Here is a 22368-nt window from a genome sequence, read left to right as displayed (position 1 = left end):
GTATATGACGTTTTGGCAGATGACGTATTAAAAAAACTATCTTCATGCTTGAAAAAAATCACTGTATACCTGTTTGCTGCTTAATAAAAAAACGTTTCAGGGTGAGATTTTTTTGTACTTTTTTCAGACGAATCCTAAAAATAATCAGGTTAATTTATGATAAGGTAAGAAAATATGACGAAGAATATGCAAAAATGCTTGCCTGGACGCTTATAATTGTTGATTCTTTTGGTTAAAAATAATAGAAATATCAGCCAATCCTAAGAAAACATTGAATTAATAACTCTAGTATGCTATAAAATTGATAAGGATAAGTCAATAACATGAGAGGTTTGAGGCGTTTTATATGAAGCTTTGTTAGTGTGTGATGGAGTAAATGTGTGCGAAAAGCGGAACAAAGCTCAGTGGCCAGAAGCAAGTATTAGGTGAGTGCCATATTTTAGAAGAGTTGATAGGTTTCTAAGATAGCCTGTCTTTCCTGGAGGTTACAACTCATGGCTGTCTATCGACCAATGTTACATACGGCTGATCGCCAGGCGGTAAGCGATCGTGTTTGGATTGAGCTCTACAGTACACTGCGGCCTTACATTCTGGGCTGGGTCTATTCCTCAGGTGTCACGTCATGGCATGGCCAGGAACATGATATTGCCGATGACATATTGCAAGAGGCGGTCATACGCACCTTGAAATATACGCGATTGGTAGAAAATGGCATTGGGATGCCGATACACTCCATGACTTGTTTTGGACGTACCGTAGCGCACAATCATTTTCGTGACCTGCGCCGACGTGAACTGCGGCTTATCCGTCCCTCTTCGCAGGATGGAGAAGTCTCCTACCTTTTATCCAATGGCGATGATGTGGACCCTTCTGAAATAGCCCTGGATAGTCTTATGCGCATCTCTGTACTTATGACACTGGCGCGTATCATTGTTGATTTCCCTATCAAGCAGCGGACCGCCTTGTTGATAGACCTGGCTAATCATGCCGATTTAAGCGGCGAGACCAGTCAGTTATTGGCAGCATTTAAGGCAGTTGGCATAGATTTACGCGAATATCGGCGCGCCCCATCAAATGATCCGCTGGAGCGAAGCCGGCATGCCGCTTCATTGAGCATGGCCTACAAGAGATTGCGGCAAACCTTTCAACTGAATGAGCAAGATTTTTCGTAGCTGCTGTCCTTTGGGAGATAGTCCTGGTTTTGTGCATCGTTATAAAGGAAATCATCACAGTTTTCATGTCTAAATTTTTCTCGCGGGAAGAGAAGAGGGGAGATGCAACCCGTACCATCCTTCCCGCGCCCCTGCTAACCTCTGTGATACAATAGCGGCAGACTAACCTCACTGTTGATGTTAAAGGATCCACTACGAAGGGCAGTTATTTATGTCACAGACCGCTACCTATGCACAGAGTTACCTCGCGAGTTTTCAATCCTACCAGCAAGAATATTTCCAACGGCTAGAAACACTGGTAAATATCGATTCGGGTACTGGCCAGATTGAGGGCGTGAACCGCATTATGGACACGCTCCAACAGTGGTTGGCTGAACATGATTTCTCAGTAAGCCTGCATGAATCGGCTGGCTATGGCAATAATCTGCTGGCCCGGCGCAAAGGAAAAGGGCAACGGCGCATCTTGATCATGGGACATGTCGACACCGTTTATCCTGCCGGGGCGGTTCAGGACCAGCCTTTTGCTATGCGCGATGGGGTCGCTATTGGTCCTGGGGTGCTGGATATGAAGTCGGGCGTTATGCTGGGCATCTATGCAGTGCGCGCCTTAATTGAAGCCGGTTTTGACCAATACGGCGAACTGGTCTTGCTCTTCAACAACGATGAAGAGGTTGGCTCACCAGGTAGCATTCCTCTGATACGCGAGATTGCCCACGAGATTGACTATGCATTGGTGCTGGAGCCAGCGGGAAAGCAGACCTCACTGACCCATTCGCGCAAGGGCACCGATAAGTATGTCCTGGAGGTGCGCGGTATCTCGGCCCACTCTGGCGTTGAACCCTATAAAGGTCGCTCGGCCGTCATTGAACTGGCCCACAAGATTCTAGCCATCCAGAATCTGCATTCTATCTTTCCCAGCGTCACTTTTAATATCACCAAGTTAGATAGCACGGAGCCCTTGAACGTCATTCCTGATATGGCGCGCTGCTCTATCTCTGTACGCTCATTTAGTCGGCATGGATTGGATGCGGCCTCGGCAGCCTTGCAAAAGATCGCCTCTACCAGTAACGTACCTGATACCATAACCACACTGACGCGCAATCCCGGCCGCCATCCTTATGAGCCTACGGCTGCCGTTCAGCGCCTGGTAGAACTGGCCAGGCTAGAAGGCGAGGCACTGGGTATCGAACTCAAAGCCGAGCCAAAGGGAGGCGTCTCCGACGCCAATATCTTAATGGACGCTGGCGTTCCCACCCTGGACACCCTGGGCCCCGTGGGTGGTGGAATGCATAATCTGGATCGCGAACATATGCAGGTCAGCTCTTTTGCTGTGCGTGGACCCCTGCTGGCGGGTTTAATCCAGCGCCTCTGCCTGCATGAATAATAACGATGTATAGCGCTATTATTGTCGTTTTTCGGTCGAGAAAAGCAAAAGCGACCGCGAGGGGCGTACTTACGAGTCGTGTTTCTTGTTGCTTTCGTTTCTTAGCGCTATGATATCTATACAGAATTTTTTTGTTTGTTCTTGTGTTTTTAAGGAGTTTCTCTTACATGGAAGCGTTTATCTTCCTGCTTTATGTTGTTCCATTTCTGCTGCTTGTCTATGGCGCGTTCATGCTCTATATACGCCCACCAAAGGCCGTTCTGCTAGCTTCCCTCCTGGGTGGCCTGGTCATGGGTGTCATCAACATACTGGTTGACATGGCTGCCTATGCATCCCATTGGTGGCACTACACATTTGTGCAATCGGGCCTGCATAATCCCAGCGATTTTCAATTGCAGCTCTCCAATCTCTTCATGAAGACATTGAACACACTGCATGTTCCCTTACCATTTTACCTGACACCTATCTTTATTTATGGCAGCCTTGGTTATCTGCTCATCTGGCGTTTCTGGTCAGGTAAAGCACGCTGGTTTTCCTGGGTATTACTGATAGGTATTCCCCTGTTCAGCATGTATCGCGATATCTCGGGTGGCATCACCAACGGTTCCTACCAGGTGTGGGAAAACGTGCCAATGGCAACGGTAGCCACGATTGGGATGTGGCTGGTGGCCTTCTACCTGGGCTTATTGCTATTCTGGTTGAGGGCCAGAAAAACGCCTTTTGTAGCTCTGTCCAATGAAGAGGAGCCAAACCAGGTTTCCGCGTCAAAGCATGCACCAACCATGTCCAAATAAGTGTTGCGCCTATCGTCACAACTACATTTGGTGTAACAGAGTGTCTGAATACTATACTTTTTGCACTTTCGGCCCCTGACGCTACGCACCTACGGCGCTCAAAAAGGCTTTTATACGTTGTGCAGTCATTCGCGCATTGCGCGAATGACTGCACAACGTATAAAAGGGCGCGGGCGCGCATGCGCCCGCCCGTACGGAGGTGCCTGGCTTCCCATGGGGATGGACTTCAGACACATTCTAATCGAGGAAGGAGTACTGAGAGGGAATGGATGCCACACAGCAGGAGATTCTAGAACGTTTAAACGCCAGCGGCAAAGGGACCGTTCTGGAAGAGTTGAATATTACTGTGGTTGAAGCCACCAGAGAGAAAGTGGCGGCTTCAATGCCGATTGCTTCGAAGCATCTGCAACTGGTAGGGTATTTACATGGGGGCGTCTCGGTTGTACTGGCGGAGACGGTAGCCTCGCTGGCTAGCGTGATGAATATCGATGCCGCACGGCAGATGGCTTTTGGTTTAGAGATCAATGCCAACCACCTGCGCCCAAAGCGTGATGGAGAGCTGTTAGCGGTGGCAACCCCGATTCATATTGGACGCTCTACCCACGTGTGGGATGTGCGCATCACGGACGAAAAAGAGAAGCTCATCTGCATCTCGCGCTGTACCGTTGCTGTGGTGGATCGTCCTCCTGATGGAGGCGATCCGTTGTTGCGAAAATAATCTGCTGCTGACTGGCTTAGCCCTGGATCTGCTGCATCACGGCGGCCAGGTCAGCATAGACATAATCTGGATAGAGGGTAGATTTAGCCAGGCTGCCGGGCGTATCTTTGCCCGAGAAGACCAGCATCGTCCTGGTATTGGCGGCGATTCCGGCCTTAATGTCTACCCCCAGGTTATCTCCAATCATCACCGTCTCTTCTGGCTTGCTATCCAGTTTGCGCATAGCTTCCTGGAGCAGCGCGGGCTCGGGTTTCCCAATCACTTCAGGAGTAGTTTCGCTGCCCGCTTCAATGGCGGCCACCATCGTTCCACAGCCCGCCGTCAGGGCACCGCCTGCGAGTGGCAACAAAGGATCACGATTGATAGCGATAAATGCAGCGCCCCTGCGAATTGCCAGCACCGCTTCCGTCAATTTCTTATAATCAAAATGGCGATCCAGACCAACAAAGACCACATTCGTGCTCTGCCAGTCGTCGTTGGCCACCTTTAGCTGATGCTGCCTCACCAGGTCAAACAACGGTTGTTCGCCAACAACGTAGACCGAAGCGTCGGGGAAGCGATGCTGGATACTCTGCACAGCTGCCTGGGCCGCGCCCATCACATGGCTGGGATCAGTTTTAATTCCTAGCCGCCCTAATTTATTGACCACCTGTGTCTCGCTGGCAAAGGAATTATTGGTTAGAAACAAATATTTTTTAGCATTGGCGTCCAGCCAGTGAATAAATTCTTGCGCGCCAGGCACCAGGGTCTCACCTCGATAGACAACGCCATCGAGATCGATGAGATAGGTCGTGAGGTTTTGTATCTGTGGTAACATGCTAGCGTTGTTCTCCCATAAGTATAAACAGCAATGATGTCAACGCAGCGTAATCGCAACTGGCCGCTCCAGCAGACGATAGCGCGCGTCCGCACCCAGTATATCACAGGAATTTGATCAGCAAACGGAAAACGCTCCCTTCTCGCCGCCAGCAAGAGGGGAGCGCCTTCCATTTCGCCTGGCGGTGTTACTCACGCATCAACTGGTCGCGGATCGCCAGGATTTCGCGGCGCAAGGTTTGATTAACGTTGATGGTACGGTCAATCTTCTCGCACGAATGCAGGACAGTACTATGGTCGCGGCCGCCAAAGAGCTGACCGATCTCCAGCAGCGAGGTTGAAGTCTCCTGACGAATGAGATACATAGCGATCTGGCGAGGCGTGACGATATATTTATCGCGTTGTTTGCCGCACATAGCTTCCAGCGAGATATGGTAGTAGTCGGCCACAGCCTGGGCGATCTGAAGACTATTCAGCGTGGGCTCACGGTTATCCGTACCCAATGACGAGATAGCGGAGCGGGCCACATCCATGGTCAGGTCGATCCGATGCAGTTGCTGATAAGCCATCAGGCGATTCAGGCAGCCCTCCAGCTCACGAATGTTAGTCTGGACCCGACCGGCGATATACGCAATGATCTCATCCGGAACATGGTAATGCAAGAGATCTGCCTTGACGCGCAGGATGGCCATTCTGGTCTCTAGATCTGGTGGCTGGATATCGGCGATCAAGCCCCACTCGAAGCGCGAGCGCAGGCGCTCCTCCAGGCTCAAAATAGCCTTGGGCGGACGATCACTACAGATCACGATCTGCTTGCTCATTTCATACAGGCTGTTAAAGGTATGAAAGAACTCTTCCTCAGTAGACTCTTTGCCAGCAATAAACTGGATATCATCAACTAGCAGAATGTCGACCGAGCGATACTTGGCGCGAAACTCTTCAGTGGTACGGTAACGAATCGCGTTGACGATTTCATTAGTAAACTGTTCTGACGAGACGTACAGCACCGCCAGCCCTGTTTGCACTCCCTGATGTCCAATGGCATGCAGCAGGTGGGTCTTGCCCAATCCTACGCCTCCATAGAGGAAGAGTGGATTGTAGGACTCACCGGGCGCCTCTGCGACCGCCAGTGAGGCGGCGTGTGCCAGGCGGTTACTGTTGCCGACGATAAACGCATCGAAGGTATAGCGTGGGTTCAAACGATTATGGGCCAGCATATTGGCGCGCTGCTCGTTCTCCCAATCTTCTAGTGTTTCAGGCGAGGCATAAGAAAACTCAGACTGCGTGGGTGGGCGCGGTATATTATCATAATAAGCATTGTTATTATGGTTATTATGTGGCGCAGCATGATGTGACCGCGACTGAGAGCCAGTACGTGGAGCCTGCTGTGATTCACGTTCTTGCTCATGGATCGGCGGCGTCGTTTCTGGTACAGGCGCGGCATGGGCGGAGGGTCTCACGATTAGAATCACCGGCTGCCCGAGCACATCCTTTAATATATCCTCTAACAATTGCTGCCAGCGGGTCTCAATGATATCCCCGGCTAGATCATTGGGAACCTGAAGGGCGAAGGCCAGCAGATCTTGCTCAGCCGCACCGGGCGCAATGTCATGCAATGCTTCGGCAGTCAACTCAATCAGGTGTGCATCCTGTAACCAGGTTTTGGTCAGATCATCAATGGACGTGGTGTCCAACTGTGCCAGGGTTGTGCGCCAGATAGTAGCGGTATTCACCGTTATTCTCCCATGCACTAGTCTTGAGCGAGCGCGACACACTCAATTTCAACCAGCGCTTTGCGAGGAAGTTCAACGACCGCAATCGTCGAGCGCGCCGGCGCAACATCACCAAAATATGTTGCGTAGACCTCATTCATAGCCTGAAAATCGCTCATCCGCGTCAGAAAAACGGTAGTTTTAATCACACTATTCAGGGAGGCACCGGCAGCCTTCAACACCGCTTGCAGATTTTGTAGCACGCGATGTGTCTGTGTCTGGACATCGTCGCCAACCATTTCGCCCGTGGCCGGATCAAGAGGAATCTGGCCGGAAGTATAAACGAACTGTCCGTAGCGAATGGCCTGATTATATGGACCAATCGCAGCTGGAGCTTCGGATGTGCTAATCTGTGTGTATTCCATGTGCATTTCCCATCATTGGGCAAGTAGACGCGAATGCTATCTTGCGCTGAATATAGATTGAAAGTAGTTTTGTGGTTCCCATATTAATGGGAATCACGTCGTTCTTTTGCGGGCGGGCGCATGCGCGCCTGCACCTTTTTTGTTTGGTGGTGTAAAAAGTGCGCATAGCGCACTTTTTACACCACCAAACAAAAACGTATTTTGATTGCTCGTATACCACCAAACGGGATGCATTTCGAGCTGATTTTTCATTGCCGGACAACGATCAGAACTGACCATGTCCCGCTGGTGGATACTGGCCTTGCCCATCGTTAAAACGAGACGGATAGGATTGGCCGACCGGCAATGAGGCTGACTTATTACGCACCAACTCTTTCGCACATGCCCGCAAGGCCTTTTGCATCTCCGATGCCGAATTAAAGCGTTCGGAGGGCTCTTTTTGCAACGTCCGGTTGACGAGCTGCTCAAGTACTGCTGGAACATGTGGACTGAACTGGCGCAATGGTGGAGGATTAGTCGAAGCATGCTGCATTGCGATGGAAACTGCTGTCGGACCCACAAAGGGAGGTCGACCGGCCAGCATCTCAAACATCACCACACCAAGGGAATAGAGATCGGAAGATGCGGTCAGATTTTCGCCGCGTGCCTGTTCTGGTGACAAATAGTCAGCAGTACCAAGCACGATACCACTATTGGTTAAGCCTGCATCCTCTGCCACACGTACAATACCAAAGTCGGTGAGTTTCACCCATGCGCCTCCGTCGCTGAGGCTGCCAGCACCACCGCTCCACGCTAACATGATATTTTGTGGCTTAATATCGCGATGAATAAAACCGCGCGCATGTGCAACTTGTAGTACAGCACAGACCTGGGCCGCAATCTCTATCGCCTCGCGAGGTTGTAATTGACGGCGCTGTGCGATCAGTTGTTTTAATGTTGGGCCATGGATATACTCCATTACCAGAAAATACTGGCCCATTTCTTCTACAAAATCGTAAATAGTGACGGCATTCGGATGTGCGAGCGCTGCAGCAGCGCGAGCTTCACGGCGGAAACGCTCGACTGCGCGAAGATCATTTTTGTCCAGGGAGCGTAACACTTTAATTGCTACAATGCGCTCCACCCGGTGATCCCAGGTTTTGAAGACGCTCGCCATACCACCTGTAGCGATATGCTCACGAATCTCGTACCGTCCAGCGATCAGTGTGCCTTCGAATTGGTTCAACGTCTCACCTCGAACGACCTGGGCGAATACTTTATAAGAAAATTTAACTTCAGAGGGTAGTATACCATTTATGAGTTATGCCGTCGAGTATTACATGACCAGCGTCTATCTTCAATTTTGCCCTTTGATAATGAGAAAGTATCTGAAAACCAGGCGGTTCGCGCCTTCAAGCTGAGGCAAGGAGATGATGTCCCCGACATCCTCGTCAGCACCTATGACGGTTCGCACTTGTGATGCTCAAAGCAGTTTTATCCTGAGTTGGCAGCTGGGCGCTGAGCGCCCAGCTGCCAACTCAGGATAAAAAGATGCGGCCGCGCCTGCGGACGCTCGCAGGGGGCGCTTTGCTTCCCCTCCCCATGCCCGAAGGGGGTTATTTGCCCCAGGTTGCGCGTGAATCGGCGTCCAGGTTGCCGCTGGCCTGGGTGAGCTGAGTGATGCTGTTTTTATCGATGCTGTAAGTACCGGTTTTAGGATTTTTGACAATTTTGGCCAGCCAGAGATCGAAGATATTATCGTGATAGTCATAATAAGCGACCTGTTTCCCATCTGGCGACCAGATCGGCTGGCTGATGTACTGGCCCGTCATAAGCTTCATAGACTGACCATATGCAGAGAGCCCCTTTTTGGTGTTGGCGTCGCTGTTAGGATCAAATGCTGGATTATTGGGATCGCTGGTCACGCCATTAACGACTGGCATGGTATACAGGCTCATATGGGTCGCATCCTCGCGTCGCACATAGATCAGCGTGTTGCCGTCGGGCGAAAAGGAAGGCTGCATATTTGTTAGATCAGCCTTCTCTGGTGTTAGTGCCACACCGGGGTCGTATTCAGTTCCTCGTTGACCCGGGTGATATTTATTAGTAAAAGGATTAGGGTATTGCTGGATGCTATTATAAATGGCATTGGTATCAATAATATTGATCTGGACGGCCAGTCTGGCATAGTCAGGTGCGGTATATTTATAGCTGGTGTAGACAAGCTCATTTTTATGGCCTGGGCGATAAGCCGGGTCGCGTAGGCCTCCCGCGCCAATAGAGGTGTAGGCCACGACCTGGGCTCCCTCCATATCGTCCACCGTGACCAGTTCTTTATCGTGGATGGACATTTTAAAGACCTGTAAGTCAAGGATGTCAGCATCGTAATTACCGACGATCCTGGGATCCCAATAATGCTTCTGGTTATCACCTAAAAAATAGATATGCTCATTATCTGAGTCCCAGGCGGGCTGGGCGAACCAATGATATGTACTGCGTACAGAACCGCCAACCGGGATAAACTGCCCGTAGCCGGTAGCAATAATCTTTGGTTTGCCGCCACTGGCAGGTATATAAGCCAGGTCCGAATAATTTTTATAGTGGATAATGAACGCGATGAGCTTGCCATTGGGTGAAACCGCTGGATCGCGGATATCCATCCCTTTGGTGAGCTGCGTGAGATGCTCTTTATCTTTCCCATCCAGCATGTAGAGGTTGCGGTTGAGAGTGAAATATATCTTCCCTTGAAAGATTGCTTGCTGGGAATTGATTTTGACGTCGCCATTTTTGCCGGTCGTCACGCTTTTGTAGTTAATGTCGCTGCCGCCCAGCCCCAGGCAACCTTGCAAGCTCATTGTGAGCAATGCGAAGAGAATAATCAGCTTCCACGGTGGATATCTTTTCATACTAGCTCTTTATACATCTTTATAAAATAACGGTGCGATGACGAGCAGCGCACCCGGTGACATTGTGCTTAGACTATATAATGCATCTCACTCTAGAACCGTCGCAATAGTTCTGAGGGATAGGAGTACTTTCTATTAGCCCATAGCTGTGAACGAGCCAGAGACAGTGAGAAGCATCAGATCCATCAAATTACTAAAGACCGTCGTATTTGAGACGGTGGCGGCCCCGCTTTTCAAGCTGGCTAGCTGATAGCCTGCACCAGACTGGCTGGAACTGGCACCTGCTAGAGTGGTGGTCGTGCCAGCGGTGGTGCTTGAGGGTTGTGTCCGGGCCACGCTGGTATTCGTGTTGCCAGGTACCGAAGCCTGTGGTATGCAATTTGGCGTAATGCCAAACATGGCATGGATTTTAGCCTCGATGGCCGGACAATTTGGCGCGAAATTGCCCAGATTATTGGTCGTAATCAGGCTCGAGTAGCCCTGCGTAAAAGAGACTCGATCCACCTTGTTGACATCTACACTTTTGGCTAGTTGAGCAAAGGTGGCCAGTTGCGAGACCGACATGTCGGTAAGCAAGAAGCCGTCCAGGTCACTTAAGATCATAGGTGCTTTCGTGACGATATCCGTGCCACTCAATTTGACTTTAATCTGACTCAAGACCTGCTGCTGGCGCTGGGTACGTCCGAAGTCTCCACCCAGGTCAGCATGGCGTGAGCGTACATATTCCAGGGCGCCAAGGCCATCAAAGTGCTGGGGACCCGGCGCGATATCGAGGCGTTTATAGTTATATGCATTAGGGCTCTTGTTTGTATCATCGGGATAAGCATCATCGACCACCGGGCGCATAGCATCGATATCCACGCCACCAATCGTGTCAATTACTTTGATAAAACCTTGCAGCCCTACCCAGGCGTAGTGATCGATATGGATGCCATAATTTTCCTCAATCACATCCATGGTATGGCCGGCGGCGCGCTGGGCTTTTTCTTTCGTTGATGAGCCCTTCCAACCATTTTCAAATACCTGGTCAATTTTAGCCTGTCCACCGAGGATCTGGTCAGAGACCTGCATATCGCGTGGAATGGAGAGCATGCCAACATATTTTGTCTTTGGATCAATGGTGATAATGATCACGGTCTGAGCCAATGGTGTGCCGGTGGCAACATCGTTGCCCTTGCCATCGGTGTCGCTGCCCAGCAGCAAAATATTCGTGCGCTGCGTCAAGGGATCGGTGTTGACGGGTTGCGGGGATGGCTTGTGCTTGCCATTTAAATCGTGCAGAGCGCTATTGCCAGTAATGTCATTGACTGAATTAGCGAAGTTGATCTGATAGTAAGCAAAGGCGCTTCCACCGGTGATAATCAGGAAGGCCATAATACCAATGGCGACGCGGGCCCAAATCGGGATGTTCCTGTAATTAGTAGTAAATTTACCGAGTTTATTTGGTTTGGTCGCATCCGGAGCTATAGAGGGAGGAGCCTCCGAGCCCGGTCGCTTATAATTGTCCCAGCCAGTTCTGCTCACAGTCGCCGGAGCAGAAGCGGGATTATGCCACTGCCCGCTACCAAAGCTCTGCCCATTCATTGGTCCGGGCTGGCTATATTGACCTGAGCCAAAGCCCGGTTGGTGTGGTGCTGGATTACCCAGCTGGCCGGTATTTGGACGCTGTGCATAGTCATTCAGATTCCGTGTGATTCGCGGTTGAATGGAAGCCTGCGGCGGACCAGCAAAAGCATTATTGTTAGATGAAGCAGGATGGCCTGTGGCGCCAGGGAATGCAGATCCAGCCGGTGGTACCGCTGGATACTGGCTCAGCCCAGTCTGAGATGGAGGCGCCACATCAGGAACCGCAGGCTGGTAAGCTGTTGGTACCTCATCTGCTGGAATGGAAAAAGAACTGGCACGGGAGGATGGTATACCCTGTTGAGATAAAGGCCTGGGCATCTGGCGCTGGCTAAGTGGATCGGTAGCAGGTTCATTGGTTAAGTTGTCAGTTCGCACAGCACTCTGATTTTGAGGAGGTGGCAACTGTCCGGTCTTCCACCTGGTTAGCAATCCACTTTTAGCAGCTGAAGAGGTTTGACGCTGTTCCCCACCTGTACTATTTACGCTTCGGTTTTGTCCAGCCGCTGGTCCTGGCGGCGACTCTTGTTGACTTGCCGTGCCACTTTGAGAAGGCTTATGCATAAATTGATGTTTCACCTGCTATACCCGCTTCCTTTTTACTGAATATATACTATAGCCCTTTGAGCTTTTCTCCCTCCCAATATACTATACCCACCTGGCAGCTCAAATCCTTTATGAGCTCTATTTACTTTAATTATAATATGACACCATGATACAAAAAGAAATATTTGCCACACAGTACAACGAATGGTAGAGTAAATATTCACGAAAACGACAGTTTTCTCATCCATTCGTCGGGACTAATTGGTTATATTTAGATCCATCTATTTAATGGCCCTTTAGCCTGTGCTTTACATAACCCTAAACAAACCTTAATTATCCTCTAAATACAACGTGTTACTGTTGATGTGGGGTACATCGATCACCCATTTGTCTAATCGCGTCATGACGGTTAGCACAATGTGTCACACTAGCTTTTCAAGCTATACAAGTGCTTCGTGAATGCGAGATTTTCGCACATCGATGAGCAGGTGGTGAGCCTAATGCGTGTTGCCGTAATTACAGAAAATTTTCTGCCCAAACTAGACGGCGTTACCAGAACAGTATCGCGTTTACTTGAACATCTCCATGCCAATGGGCACCAGGCGCTTTTGTTGGGTCCTGATTGCGGCATGGACGAATATGCCGGTGCAGAAGTGGTAGGGACTGCCGGATTACCTTTTCCTTTCTATCCCGAACTAAAATTTAACTTTTTTCGACCATTGTTCGTGCGTCGCTTAATCGAATTTCGCCCTGATATCATTCATGTCGTCGACCCCGTTATTCTGGGCGCGACCGGGCTGGCGGCGGCACGTTTTCTCAACATTCCGATTATCTCTTCTTATCATACGAATCTCGCCGCATATTGTGGCCATTTTGGTTTTTCCCTGTTAACCAGGCCGATGTGGCTCTATAATCGTTTTGTGCATAACCAATGTGTGCTGACCTTCTGTCCTTCGGCCTCTACCGCGAAGATGCTAACCAACCAGGGATTTGAACATTTACGTATCTGGCCACGGGGGGTCGAGAAAGAATTGTTTGATTCGAAACGCCGCAGCGAAGCATTACGAGTCGAATGGCTACGCGAGCGCAGCACACCTGAGGATAAGACCATCTTGCTCTACGTTGGCCGTGTCTCCTGGGAAAAGAATCTGCGTCTATTGATTCAAGCTTATCGCGAGATGGATCACTCGCGCTGCCACCTAGTTATTGTGGGTCAGGGGCCTGCCTACAATGAGATCCAGCATGAGCTTGAGCATTTGCCTGTAACTATGACCGGCTACCTGAGCGGAGAGGCGCTGGCCACAGCGTATGCTTCCGCGGATATATTCGCCTTTCCATCCTACACAGAAACCTTTGGACAGGTAGTATTGGAGGCTATGTCGTCTGGTCTGCCTGTTGTCGGTGTGCATTCAGAAGGCGTATGCGACCTGGTGAAGCACGAGCAGACAGGTTTGTTGTTGCAGGCAGCAGGATTGGATGAGCAGGCACAGGTGGTTGGCTATCGGGACGCCCTCGTAAGACTGGTACTGAACGCGGAAGAGCGCCTGAAGATGGGGCAGATGGCCGAGAGTGAGGCGGCCCAGCGCTCATGGCACGAAGCAATGGAATGCATGGTACAGGGTTATCGGGACGTAGTGGCTCGTTCCCAGTGCCTGGTTGCTGCCTAGGATTGCTACGGTCTCTCAGCCAGGTATCAGACGCAAAGCGGTGCGCTCAGATATGTTTATCTGGGAGTGCCCAGGCTTTGCCGTCTGGTCCGGCGGTCAAAATCTGAACCCCTGCTGACGTAATGGCCAGCGTATGTTCAAAATGGGCAGCGGGCTGGCCATCTTCTGCTACCAGAGTCCAATGATCGGGCAGCATTCTGACATGGCGAGATGACATGCTAACCATCGGCTCGACAGCAATGACCACTCCTGGTTGTAGCTCAAAATCGCCCAGGGCCTGATATTGCAGCGAAAAATAATTGGGCACCTGCGGCATCTCCCACATCTCACGTCCAATACTATGTCCCACCAGTCCCTCCACGACCGTAAAGCCAGCCTGTGTCACGTACGCCTCCATCGCGCGTGCCACCTCACTCCAGAACTGTTTTTCAGGGATTAACTCGATAGCCAGGCGCAGCGCCCCCTCGGTCACCTCGAGCAGACGTCGCGTACTGGCCTTGATCTCTCCAACAGCATGCGTGACGGCGGCGTCGCCACACCAGCCTTGATAGCGTACTCCTGTATCGATACTGACAATATCGCCCTCTTGTAGCTGGCGTGGACCAGGAATGCCATGCACTAATTGCTCATTTACCGAGATACAGGCGACCGCCGGAAAAGGCACACGACCCGTACTATCCGGCACTCCTTTGAAGAGTGGCTCAGCCTGCTGCTCAAGCATAAAGGCCTCCATAGCCGCATTGATCTCAGCTGTAGTAACACCCGGTCGAATCAACGCAGCCGCTACCTGGTGTGCTTGCCAGGTCAGCAAGCCAGCCCTGCGCATCAGCGCAATCTCTTCCTCCGACTTTAGATTTGGCTTGCGAGCTTGCATATATCCTGTTTATCCCTTTGTATGGAAGAATTTGAATGCGTATATATCTATCATATATTTTTCCATACGCCGGCAGCAACTCGGCTTTGTTTTTATGCGTGACCGTTGGTGAGTAGCTGTTGCAAGGCTTTCTGATAGGCCTGGAGTGTGCGCTGGTCAAAAAGGATAAAATGCACCTGTTGAAGACTGGTGGGCCGTTGCAGATGAGTGATGACCGTTTGTAGGGCGATCGGCGCCGCCAGGTGGAGCGGATAGCCATAGGCTCCTGTACTGATGGAGGGGAAGGCGATGCTGTGTATCTGATGGTGCTCCGCCAGGTTCAGGCAGGCCTGGTAGGCCCCGGCGAGCAACTGTGGCTCATCCCCTTGATTTTGATAGATCGGGCCAACTGCATGGAAAATATAGCGAGCAGGCAAATTACCTGCGCCGGTGGCGACCGCGCTACCGGTCGGACAACGACCAATCTGGCGGCATTCTTGCATCACGGTAGGGCCGGCGGCCCGATGGATTGCGCCATCCACGCCGCCACCGCCAGCCAGACCCGCATTCGCAGCATTCACAATGGCGTCGACCTGCACATTGACGATATTGCCCTGTTTTAGTAGTAAGGTGACACCGTTGACAGTGTGTGTGGTCATAAATTTTCCCGCTAATCAATCAATCTTAACTGGATATCATAAAATGGAACGGAATGTGAGCATTAAAAGACCAGAGAGGCACAACGAAGATGAGCCGGTAGATGGAACATAGCCCTGGGAAGCATCCGAAGCAACATGCCTCTCGGTGTTGCCTGCATAGTGAGCGAAATAATCCTTATGCGACACCTGCACATGCCTGGCGTCTGGTTTCTCGCGACCAGTGATGCTTAGCGGGCTATGTATATATATATGGCAGTGAGAACAGAGTCACGACTTACTATTTCTTGAGAACAGCCTCCGAGAGTTCTTTGCCGGGGAAAAAGCGTACACGCTCTTTGGCTGGCACTTCGATTGGTTTGCGGTCGCGTGGATTCACCCCTTTGCGCGCAGCACTTTGACGAACTTTGAATGAGCCAAAGCCTACTAGACGGACCTCGTCACCATTCTGAAGTGCTTCACGGATTGCCGTGAGGGTGGCTTCTAGCACCTCAGACGCCTGCTTTTGAGAAAGTTTCGCCTGTTTGGCAATGCGCTTAGATAGCTCCTGCCGGCCAACGGTTTGTGCCGCGGCCTGATCGGTCTTGTCGGCCATAGGTTCGATTTCCTCCTTGCAACTATCAACACACGTCGCTTGATTGCCCAAATGCACTTTGCCGGGCTTGTAGAGCGGCGTCACAACCTCACTGCCGATTAGGAGTATAGCACGCGATTTTAAGAAATACAAGCGTCGCACTATCCCTAAAAGTAGGAAGTACAGCATGAATCAGCCTGGGAGGCCAATCTATCCCTTTATTCTCGGCTCAAAAAAAATTCAAAAAATCTCTATATAAGGTTGTTCTTTCTCTAGAATATTGTGCGATTGTAGTTATCATTTCTATTCTTTAAACTCTTGCATTAGAAGGGTTATAACAAAACATACTGCCTACTTTTGTCGCAATGTATCGGAAACGACATAATATAGAATGCCTGCTTGTGTTTGTTGCTGGATCTATTGTTTTCGTAGACGTAAATATTCTAGACGGGCTACGATTTCTGCAACGGCAAGATGCAGGGGCTCATAGCCCTTGAGACGAGCCCCGAAAGGCTGCTGTGTCAGTCGAATGGCAGGCTGAGGTTGTATTACGAGTAAATCTATAATTTATTTTAGTCGGCGCTAGTGATGTTCAATAATCTCTGCAACCCGATTTGTAAGATGATCAAATGCTTCTCCCTGTTCGGGCAAAACTTGTTGTACGGGTAAGCATGATCCCAATAGGTTCGGGCCTTGTACCCGATTTGTGATTAGATGCTTTTTATGCAACCTATATGTGTGAACAAAATAAAGTTATCCACAAGTTATCCACGTGGCTGAGCAAAATTGGCCTGAAAGACTCTTTTCCCACATGCCTAAGAAGTGTTACAATGAAGTGGGGAAAAGTGGGGAATTTTGGTGAGACTATATTAACAGTGGGGGAGATGGGGAAGTATATCAGAATAGTGCTAAATTTCTGAATGATTTCGCTGTGGATATTCTGCAACTGCCGTTGAGAAAGTATGGATGCTGTCTATGTTTCTTGGTGAGTACGAGCATACAATCGACGCAAAAGGGCGTATGGCGGTTCCTGCCAGATTTCGTGCGCAGATAGATAAGGGCGCGGTTGTCAGCAAAGGTATGGGGACATGCCTGTCTATCTATACGGCGGAACACTGGGAACGGCGCTCAAATGAGCTGGTTGCGGGCCTATCGAGTGACGATCTACGTGACTTCGAACGGCGCATCTATCCCAGTGCCAGTGAAATTGATTTGGATGCACAGGGGCGTATGGTAATCCCGGCCAAATTACGAGCTTATGCAAATTTAGGCAGTGAAGTAACTATTGCTGGTGTGCGAGACCATATTGAAATCTGGAATCGTGCCACCTGGCAAGAGTATCAAGAACGACTCGACGCCGAAGGAAGTAATATTCCTTTTTAAAGACGTAAACAATACATATCAGGTTCGAAGCTCTAGAATTTTATCGATTTGATGGCAATGGAACATACACAACATGTATCAGTGATGTTGGATGAGGTGCTGGCGTATCTCCAGCCGAAACCTGGAGGACTCTATATCGATGGCACTTTAGGCGGTGGAGGTCACACTGCGGCAATCCTGGAGCGTTGCGCTCCAGATGGCAAGGTTCTGGGTATTGATACCGATAGTCAGGCACTGGCCCGTGTGGGCGAACGCCTGGCTGAGTTTGTCGCTAATGGCCGTTTAATACTGGCACACGGTAATTTTTCTGACCTGGCGCAGATTGTGGAACAGACTGGTTTTGGTGATGGAAAAGGTGTGCAGGGCGTCCTGTTAGACCTGGGATTTTCCTCGGACCAGATGGATAATCCTGATCGTGGTTTTGCTTTTAGTGCGGATGGCCCATTAGATATGCGTCTGAATCAGGAGTTGCCGTTGACTGCCGCTGACCTGGTTAACGGTGCGAGTGAGCAAGAATTGGCGGATATCTTCTGGCGTTATGGTGAAGAGTCCCGCGCACGTCAAATCGCACGGCGCATTGTACGTGAGCGAGAGAAAGCGCCCATTACACGTACGGCTCCACTGGCGGCACTGATAGCTGCCGGTGTACCACATAAACACGGTGCCATTCATCCTGCCACACGAGCATTTCAGGCTCTACGCATTGCTGTTAATCGCGAATTAGAGCGCCTGGAAACAGCGTTGCCGCAAATTGTGGATGTTCTTGAGGGGAAAACAAAGGGCGATGAAGGGGAGAGCAAGGAAAAAGGGAGGATGGTGATCATCGCATTTCACTCGCTAGAAGATAGAATCGTCAAGGAATATATTCGGCGTGAGGCTAAAGATTGCCTCTGCCCACCTCGCCTTCCTGTATGTGTCTGTGGTCATAAAGCTCGTTTACGTAACCTGACAAACAAACCTGTCACACCAGGTGAGCAGGAGATCGCCAGCAACCCTCGCGCTCGTAGCGCCAAATTGCGAGCTGCCGAAATAACGCAGAATAATTCGTAGTGCGTCATATGTAGGGGTGTGTAAGGATGCAGATGTCTCTACAACGGACGTATCTGCGGAATGGTCTAACATCTCGAAGGAACGCAGCGTATGTATGGCCTGAAAAAGCTCAATAATGAGGCCCGGAAAGAACGGCTGGTCGTGCCCAGATCGATGTTTGCAGCGAAAAGACGGCGTCAGTTGCGCCCCTTTTTCTTTCATATGGGGCCGGCGGCTCTGTCGATCACCAGTGTGCTGCTGATTGCTTTGATGGCGGTACTCTACCTGGCACAGGTGGGCCAGGCAGCAGTTGCCAACCAGCAATTGCAGCAAATACGGAGCGAACAAGCCACCCTGCAACGAGAAAACCAGGATCTGGCCCAGACTATCGCCATTGAGCGCTCGCCCGCTTATATTAGTGAGCAGGCGAAAAAAGCTGGCCTGGTACCTACTGATCCAGCGCATGTCAATGTTATTAAAATTCCCAACTTGCAGCCAATCCATGATCCAGGACCCGATAATAACTGATGGTATCAAACGAACAAAGCGCCATATGATGTGACTGCTTAAATGATGTCTGAATGAGGAGGCCTTGTAGATGAGTACAGAACTACGCCGTGCACGTAACCGCCAGATGGTCATTTTTCTGCTGGTCTGCGTGGGCATGGTGCTCCTTTCTGGACGACTCTACTACTGGCAGGTTATCCATGGTCCACAACTCGCGAAGGCAGCCAATGCCGAGCATATGCAAAGTCAGACGTTGAACGCGCCGCGTGGACGAATCTATGATGCCACGGGTCAGCTACTGGCTACGAATGTGGTACGCGACGACGTGTATATTGAACCATCGCAACTGGTGACGGATTATCCCGATACCTATCAGAGCGAGCGCGATACCCTGATTCAGAAACTCAGCAGTGTCCTGACCAACGTGCCGAAAGAGAAATTGACCGATGCCTTTAACTCTGCGGTTCCGACGGTACGGATAGCTATCTCTATCACACCGGCTCAGAGCCAGAAATTGAAGGATCTGCATCTGCCCTATACCTTTTTGGAGCCGCGCACCTGGCGCACGTATCCAGGCAACGATCTGGCGGCTCAGACCCTGGGATTTGTGCAGGAAGACGCCACTGGTGGTTCGCCGCAAGGTATCTACGGCATTGAAAAAAAATACAATCAGCAACTTTCCGGCAAGGCGGGCAGCTTTTCGGCCGAAACGGACCTCAACGGCAATCCTTTAACTGTGGGTCCCAGTTTTGAGCAAAATGCGGTCAATGGAGACGATATAACTCTGACCATCGATAGCACCATCCAATATCAGTTGCAGACCGACCTGGAGGCGCGTGTCAAGCAGATGGGGGCCCAGAGCGGAACTGCTGTGGTGCTCAATGCGCGCACAGGAGCGATCGTGGCCATGGCTGGAGCGCCCTCATTTGATCCCAATAACTATAGTAAGTACGCTGGGGACACAGATTGTCGTGGTCAATTAGAGGTTTACAGCAATCCAGTGGTCTATTGTGCCTATGAGCCTGGTTCAACTATGAAAGCCATCACCATGGCGGCCGCTCTTGACCAGCACCTGATCAAACCAACCGATACCATTCAGGATCCCGGTTACCTTGCCTTTAATGATGGTACGCCGACGGTCGAGAACTGGCATAATCTGGGCTATGGTACTGAGTCCATGACGCAGGTATTAGAGCATTCAGCCAACGTAGGAGCGGCCTGGGTGGCCACCCAGAAACTGGGAGCCAAAAGTTTTTATCCTTACCTGGAACGTTTTGGTTTTGGCCAGCGCACCGGCGTTTTGGATCCTGAGTCGGCTGGCACATATCGCACACCAGATTCAAAGGACTGGTCGCCCAGCGATCTGGCGCGCCAATCTTTTGGGCAAAGTATCCAGGTGACGCCGTTGCAGATGGCCTCGGCCTATCAAGCGATCGCCAACGATGGCGTCTTAATGCAGCCCTATCTTGTCTCGTCGTTGCGAGACAATGATCATACGACCACCATTCAGCCGCGTCAAAAACAACGGGTTATCAGTGCCGATGCGGCCAAAACTCTGGCTTCCATGCTAGAAAAGGTGGCCCAATTCAATAAGGATATTGTCCCCGGCTATCGCGTTGCAGTGAAAACCGGAACGGCAACTATACAGGGTTTGGCGGACACAAATACCGATGCCTCAATGGCAGGTTTTCTACCAGTCTCAAATCCACAATTTGTTATTCTGGTGAAAATCGATCACCCAACAGCGACTATCTATGGAGGAAGCGCGGCAGGCCCTGTGTGGAAGGATATCGCGCAACAACTGATGTGGCACTATAGTATTCCTCCCGACGATGCCGGCTAAAGAGCTGGTCATCAGCGGCCAGGGAACGTAGGTTGAGAAGATAGCGCAAAACTTTGTAGTGCACGAAGAGTGGAAGTGGCTGTGAGCAGGGGATGTAGTGTGTTGACAAGGTGTGAGTGAGATGAAAGATAAAAAGAACCGTCCACAGCAAGACCAGAATGCCCCGGATGGGCTGCAAACCGAACTGAGCGCAGCCTGGCAGGAACTGCTAGGACGCCAGGCGCCAGGCGCGTCAAAACCGGGATCAGGTGCTGATGAGCAACTGGATAAAGACCAGGGGGTCATCCCGACGCTCGAAAGTGATCCCTGGAGTACGTTAATACAAGCTAAGGGTGTTGAAATCGTTGATTTGCATAAGACGCGCTTACAGATCAGCGATCAAGAAGTCGAGCAGATGCTCGAGGTCATGCAAGAGCAATCCGCTCAGCAAGATGACGAGGGTTCATCGTCTAAGCAGCACTAACTTAGGGACCTTGCTAAGAACTAGTGTACTAGAAAAAGCGTTCTATGTCAAGGTCATAAGGTGTCAGCTGCTGGCTTTGAGCATAAGTTAAGTGAAAGAAGCTTCATGCCACAAGACAAACTCAATCGAGGAAAGAATGCAGGCGAGAGACTGATCAAAAGTGTGAGGCGCAAGGACCTGGCGCCCCCCACCTTTCGCTCTCCTGCCCTGGAGTCGATCGAACAGAAGGGTCAACGATCGTCTGCCAGCGGAAGCAGGCGCACGCCGTTGCCGCCCCCTACCCATGGGGCAAAGCCGGTGAAGCGCAGGGCGACCCAGGCAGTGATGGCCCGACGCGTCAAAATGAGTTATGCGGCAGAAGATACGCTGGCCGATCCGAAGACAATGCGGAAAAGTTTGCCGCGTATGAGAAACCGGCCACTTACGGTGGCGGCCCAGGATGTAGACGTGCCAGAAACGCCGCATGCGCCAGCGGTAACGCCGCAGGAACCGGTAGAGTTGTCGCCAGGAGGGCGCGGACCCTCAGGACGTACTGTGCTGCCACGGCAGACGGCTGATCTTTTGCGTAAGCCACCTGTACGACCGAGCCAGCCTCTACAAGTGATCAGTGAGGAGGAGCAGGAGAAACTGGCCGCCCTGGAGATGTTCCTCCCGCGTGTGCCAGGCAAGCCTGATTCGATCTTGCTGGTGGTGGCGCTAGCCCTGTTATGTATTGGCCTGATTATGGTCTATAGTGCCAGTTCATTCGCATCGGCTCGCTATTTTGGAGATGCGTCATACTTTTTTCAAAAGCAGCTATTGGGAGCCGTATTAGGGGTCGTAGCCATGCTGGTAACGATGAGAATTGACTACCGCATCTGGCGGCGGTTCTCATTACTGGGATTGGCCATCGGGCTTCCCCTGCAAGCGGCAGTGCTGTTTATCGGCTCTACCGCTTATGGAGCATCGCGCTGGCTGGTCTTTGGATCTTTTTTCTCATTCCAGCCCAGCGAGTTGATCAAACTGGTCCTGGCTCTGTATATTGCTGACTGGCTGGCTCGTAAAGGCAAACAGGTAGGCACCTTCCTTTATGGACTAACGCCTTTTGTGTTGTTAGTTGGTTTGGTGCTGGGCCTGGTCTTATTGCAGAAAGACATGGGAACCGCCAGCGTCATCGCGGTGCTGACTACCGCCATGTTTTTTACGGCGGGAGCAAACATTCTACAATTTTTACTGGCCATGGGCTGTGGATTCTTAATCTTTTTGTCCCAGGCTTTTAGCGGATATCGCTATTACCGTTTGATTGGTTTCCTTAATCCGTTTAAATATACGACCGACA

At 50.8% G+C, this 22368-nt stretch carries 20 protein-coding genes; 11 read left to right on the top strand and 9 right to left on the bottom strand.

All coding sequences use genetic code 11. From position 1 onward, the window contains the following. The first annotated feature begins 494 nt into the window (after nucleotides 1-494). The 4 genes from JMI88_RS37440 (at nucleotide 495) to JMI88_RS37425 (ending at nucleotide 4068) form a co-directional block, all read left to right on the top strand. Nucleotides 495-1172 carry a hypothetical protein gene (locus JMI88_RS37440; RefSeq protein ID WP_201367200.1) on the top strand — a complete coding sequence of 226 codons (678 nt, stop codon included), beginning with the start codon at nucleotides 495-497 and terminating at the stop codon, nucleotides 1170-1172. 211 nt (nucleotides 1173-1383) lie between these two features. Next, nucleotides 1384-2556 (top strand): M20 family metallopeptidase, encoded by a 1173-nt coding sequence (locus JMI88_RS37435; RefSeq protein WP_201367199.1) that lies wholly within the window; start codon nucleotides 1384-1386, stop codon nucleotides 2554-2556. Between the two features lie 167 nt (nucleotides 2557-2723). After that, on the top strand, nucleotides 2724-3350 hold the full coding sequence (locus JMI88_RS37430; protein ID WP_201367198.1) for a hypothetical protein: 627 nt from the start codon (nucleotides 2724-2726) through the stop codon (nucleotides 3348-3350). A gap of 265 nt (nucleotides 3351-3615) precedes the next feature. After that, nucleotides 3616-4068 carry a PaaI family thioesterase gene (locus tag JMI88_RS37425; RefSeq protein WP_201367197.1) on the top strand — a complete coding sequence of 151 codons (453 nt, stop codon included), beginning with the start codon at nucleotides 3616-3618 and terminating at the stop codon, nucleotides 4066-4068. A gap of 16 nt (nucleotides 4069-4084) precedes the next feature. On the opposite strand, the gene JMI88_RS37420 is transcribed toward JMI88_RS37425, so the two are convergent. From JMI88_RS37420 to JMI88_RS37395, 6 genes are all read right to left on the bottom strand, one after another. Then, entirely contained in the window at nucleotides 4085-4885 is an 801-nt protein-coding gene (locus JMI88_RS37420) for an HAD-IIA family hydrolase (protein WP_201367196.1), read from the bottom strand. 187 nt (nucleotides 4886-5072) lie between these two features. Further along, entirely contained in the window at nucleotides 5073-6617 is a 1545-nt protein-coding gene (dnaA, locus tag JMI88_RS37415; RefSeq protein WP_201367195.1) for a chromosomal replication initiator protein DnaA, read from the bottom strand. A 17-nt stretch (nucleotides 6618-6634) separates the two neighbouring features. Then, complete coding sequence (locus tag JMI88_RS37410; protein WP_126595491.1) at nucleotides 6635-7021, bottom strand: RidA family protein; 387 nt, start codon at nucleotides 7019-7021, stop codon at nucleotides 6635-6637. 265 nt (nucleotides 7022-7286) lie between these two features. Next, on the bottom strand, nucleotides 7287-8246 hold the full coding sequence (locus JMI88_RS37405) for a protein kinase domain-containing protein (protein ID WP_201367194.1): 960 nt from the start codon (nucleotides 8244-8246) through the stop codon (nucleotides 7287-7289). Between the two features lie 370 nt (nucleotides 8247-8616). Then, the gene (locus JMI88_RS37400; RefSeq protein WP_201367193.1) at nucleotides 8617-9906 is read right to left on the bottom strand and encodes a TolB family protein; all 1290 of its coding nucleotides are present in this window, start codon (nucleotides 9904-9906) and stop codon (nucleotides 8617-8619) included. 135 nt (nucleotides 9907-10041) lie between these two features. Then, the gene (locus JMI88_RS37395; protein ID WP_201367192.1) at nucleotides 10042-12108 is read right to left on the bottom strand and encodes an LCP family protein; all 2067 of its coding nucleotides are present in this window, start codon (nucleotides 12106-12108) and stop codon (nucleotides 10042-10044) included. Nucleotides 12109-12575: 467 nt separating this feature from the next. Here JMI88_RS37395 and JMI88_RS37390 point away from each other — a divergent pair, with 467 nt between their 5' ends. Further along, complete coding sequence (locus tag JMI88_RS37390; protein WP_201367191.1) at nucleotides 12576-13742, top strand: glycosyltransferase family 4 protein; 1167 nt, start codon at nucleotides 12576-12578, stop codon at nucleotides 13740-13742. A gap of 46 nt (nucleotides 13743-13788) precedes the next feature. Here JMI88_RS37390 and map read toward each other — a convergent pair whose 3' ends face one another. The 3 genes from map to JMI88_RS37375 form a co-directional block, all read right to left on the bottom strand. Beyond that, complete coding sequence (map, locus tag JMI88_RS37385) at nucleotides 13789-14616, bottom strand: type I methionyl aminopeptidase (protein ID WP_201367190.1); 828 nt, start codon at nucleotides 14614-14616, stop codon at nucleotides 13789-13791. Nucleotides 14617-14708: 92 nt separating this feature from the next. Then, nucleotides 14709-15254, bottom strand: coding sequence for an O-acetyl-ADP-ribose deacetylase (locus JMI88_RS37380; protein WP_201367189.1), 546 nt, complete (start codon nucleotides 15252-15254; stop codon nucleotides 14709-14711). Nucleotides 15255-15531: 277 nt separating this feature from the next. Then, nucleotides 15532-15846: an HU family DNA-binding protein gene (locus JMI88_RS37375; protein ID WP_201367188.1), complete on the bottom strand. Its 315-nt coding sequence runs from the start codon at nucleotides 15844-15846 to the stop codon at nucleotides 15532-15534. Nucleotides 15847-16800: 954 nt separating this feature from the next. Between JMI88_RS37375 and mraZ the strand changes: the two genes are divergently transcribed. The 6 genes from mraZ to JMI88_RS37345 all read left to right on the top strand — a co-directional run. Beyond that, nucleotides 16801-17208, top strand: a complete 408-nt coding sequence (mraZ, locus tag JMI88_RS37370) for a division/cell wall cluster transcriptional repressor MraZ (RefSeq protein WP_201367187.1) — start codon at nucleotides 16801-16803, stop codon at nucleotides 17206-17208. A gap of 57 nt (nucleotides 17209-17265) precedes the next feature. After that, nucleotides 17266-18258, top strand: a complete 993-nt coding sequence (gene rsmH, locus JMI88_RS37365) for a 16S rRNA (cytosine(1402)-N(4))-methyltransferase RsmH (RefSeq protein WP_236023234.1) — start codon at nucleotides 17266-17268, stop codon at nucleotides 18256-18258. Nucleotides 18259-18348: 90 nt separating this feature from the next. Further along, on the top strand, nucleotides 18349-18765 hold the full coding sequence (locus tag JMI88_RS37360; protein ID WP_201367185.1) for a septum formation initiator family protein: 417 nt from the start codon (nucleotides 18349-18351) through the stop codon (nucleotides 18763-18765). A 70-nt stretch (nucleotides 18766-18835) separates the two neighbouring features. Beyond that, nucleotides 18836-20587, top strand: coding sequence for a peptidoglycan D,D-transpeptidase FtsI family protein (locus JMI88_RS37355; RefSeq protein WP_201367184.1), 1752 nt, complete (start codon nucleotides 18836-18838; stop codon nucleotides 20585-20587). 121 nt (nucleotides 20588-20708) lie between these two features. Further along, nucleotides 20709-21050, top strand: coding sequence for a hypothetical protein (locus JMI88_RS37350; RefSeq protein ID WP_201367183.1), 342 nt, complete (start codon nucleotides 20709-20711; stop codon nucleotides 21048-21050). 105 nt (nucleotides 21051-21155) lie between these two features. Beyond that, nucleotides 21156-22368: FtsW/RodA/SpoVE family cell cycle protein (locus JMI88_RS37345; RefSeq protein WP_201367182.1), on the top strand; the 1213-nt coding region annotated here is incomplete at its 3' end.

The organism is Dictyobacter formicarum, assembly GCF_016587435.1.
Note: the sequence above shows the minus strand (reverse complement) of the source record. Positions and strands in the feature narration are given on the sequence as shown.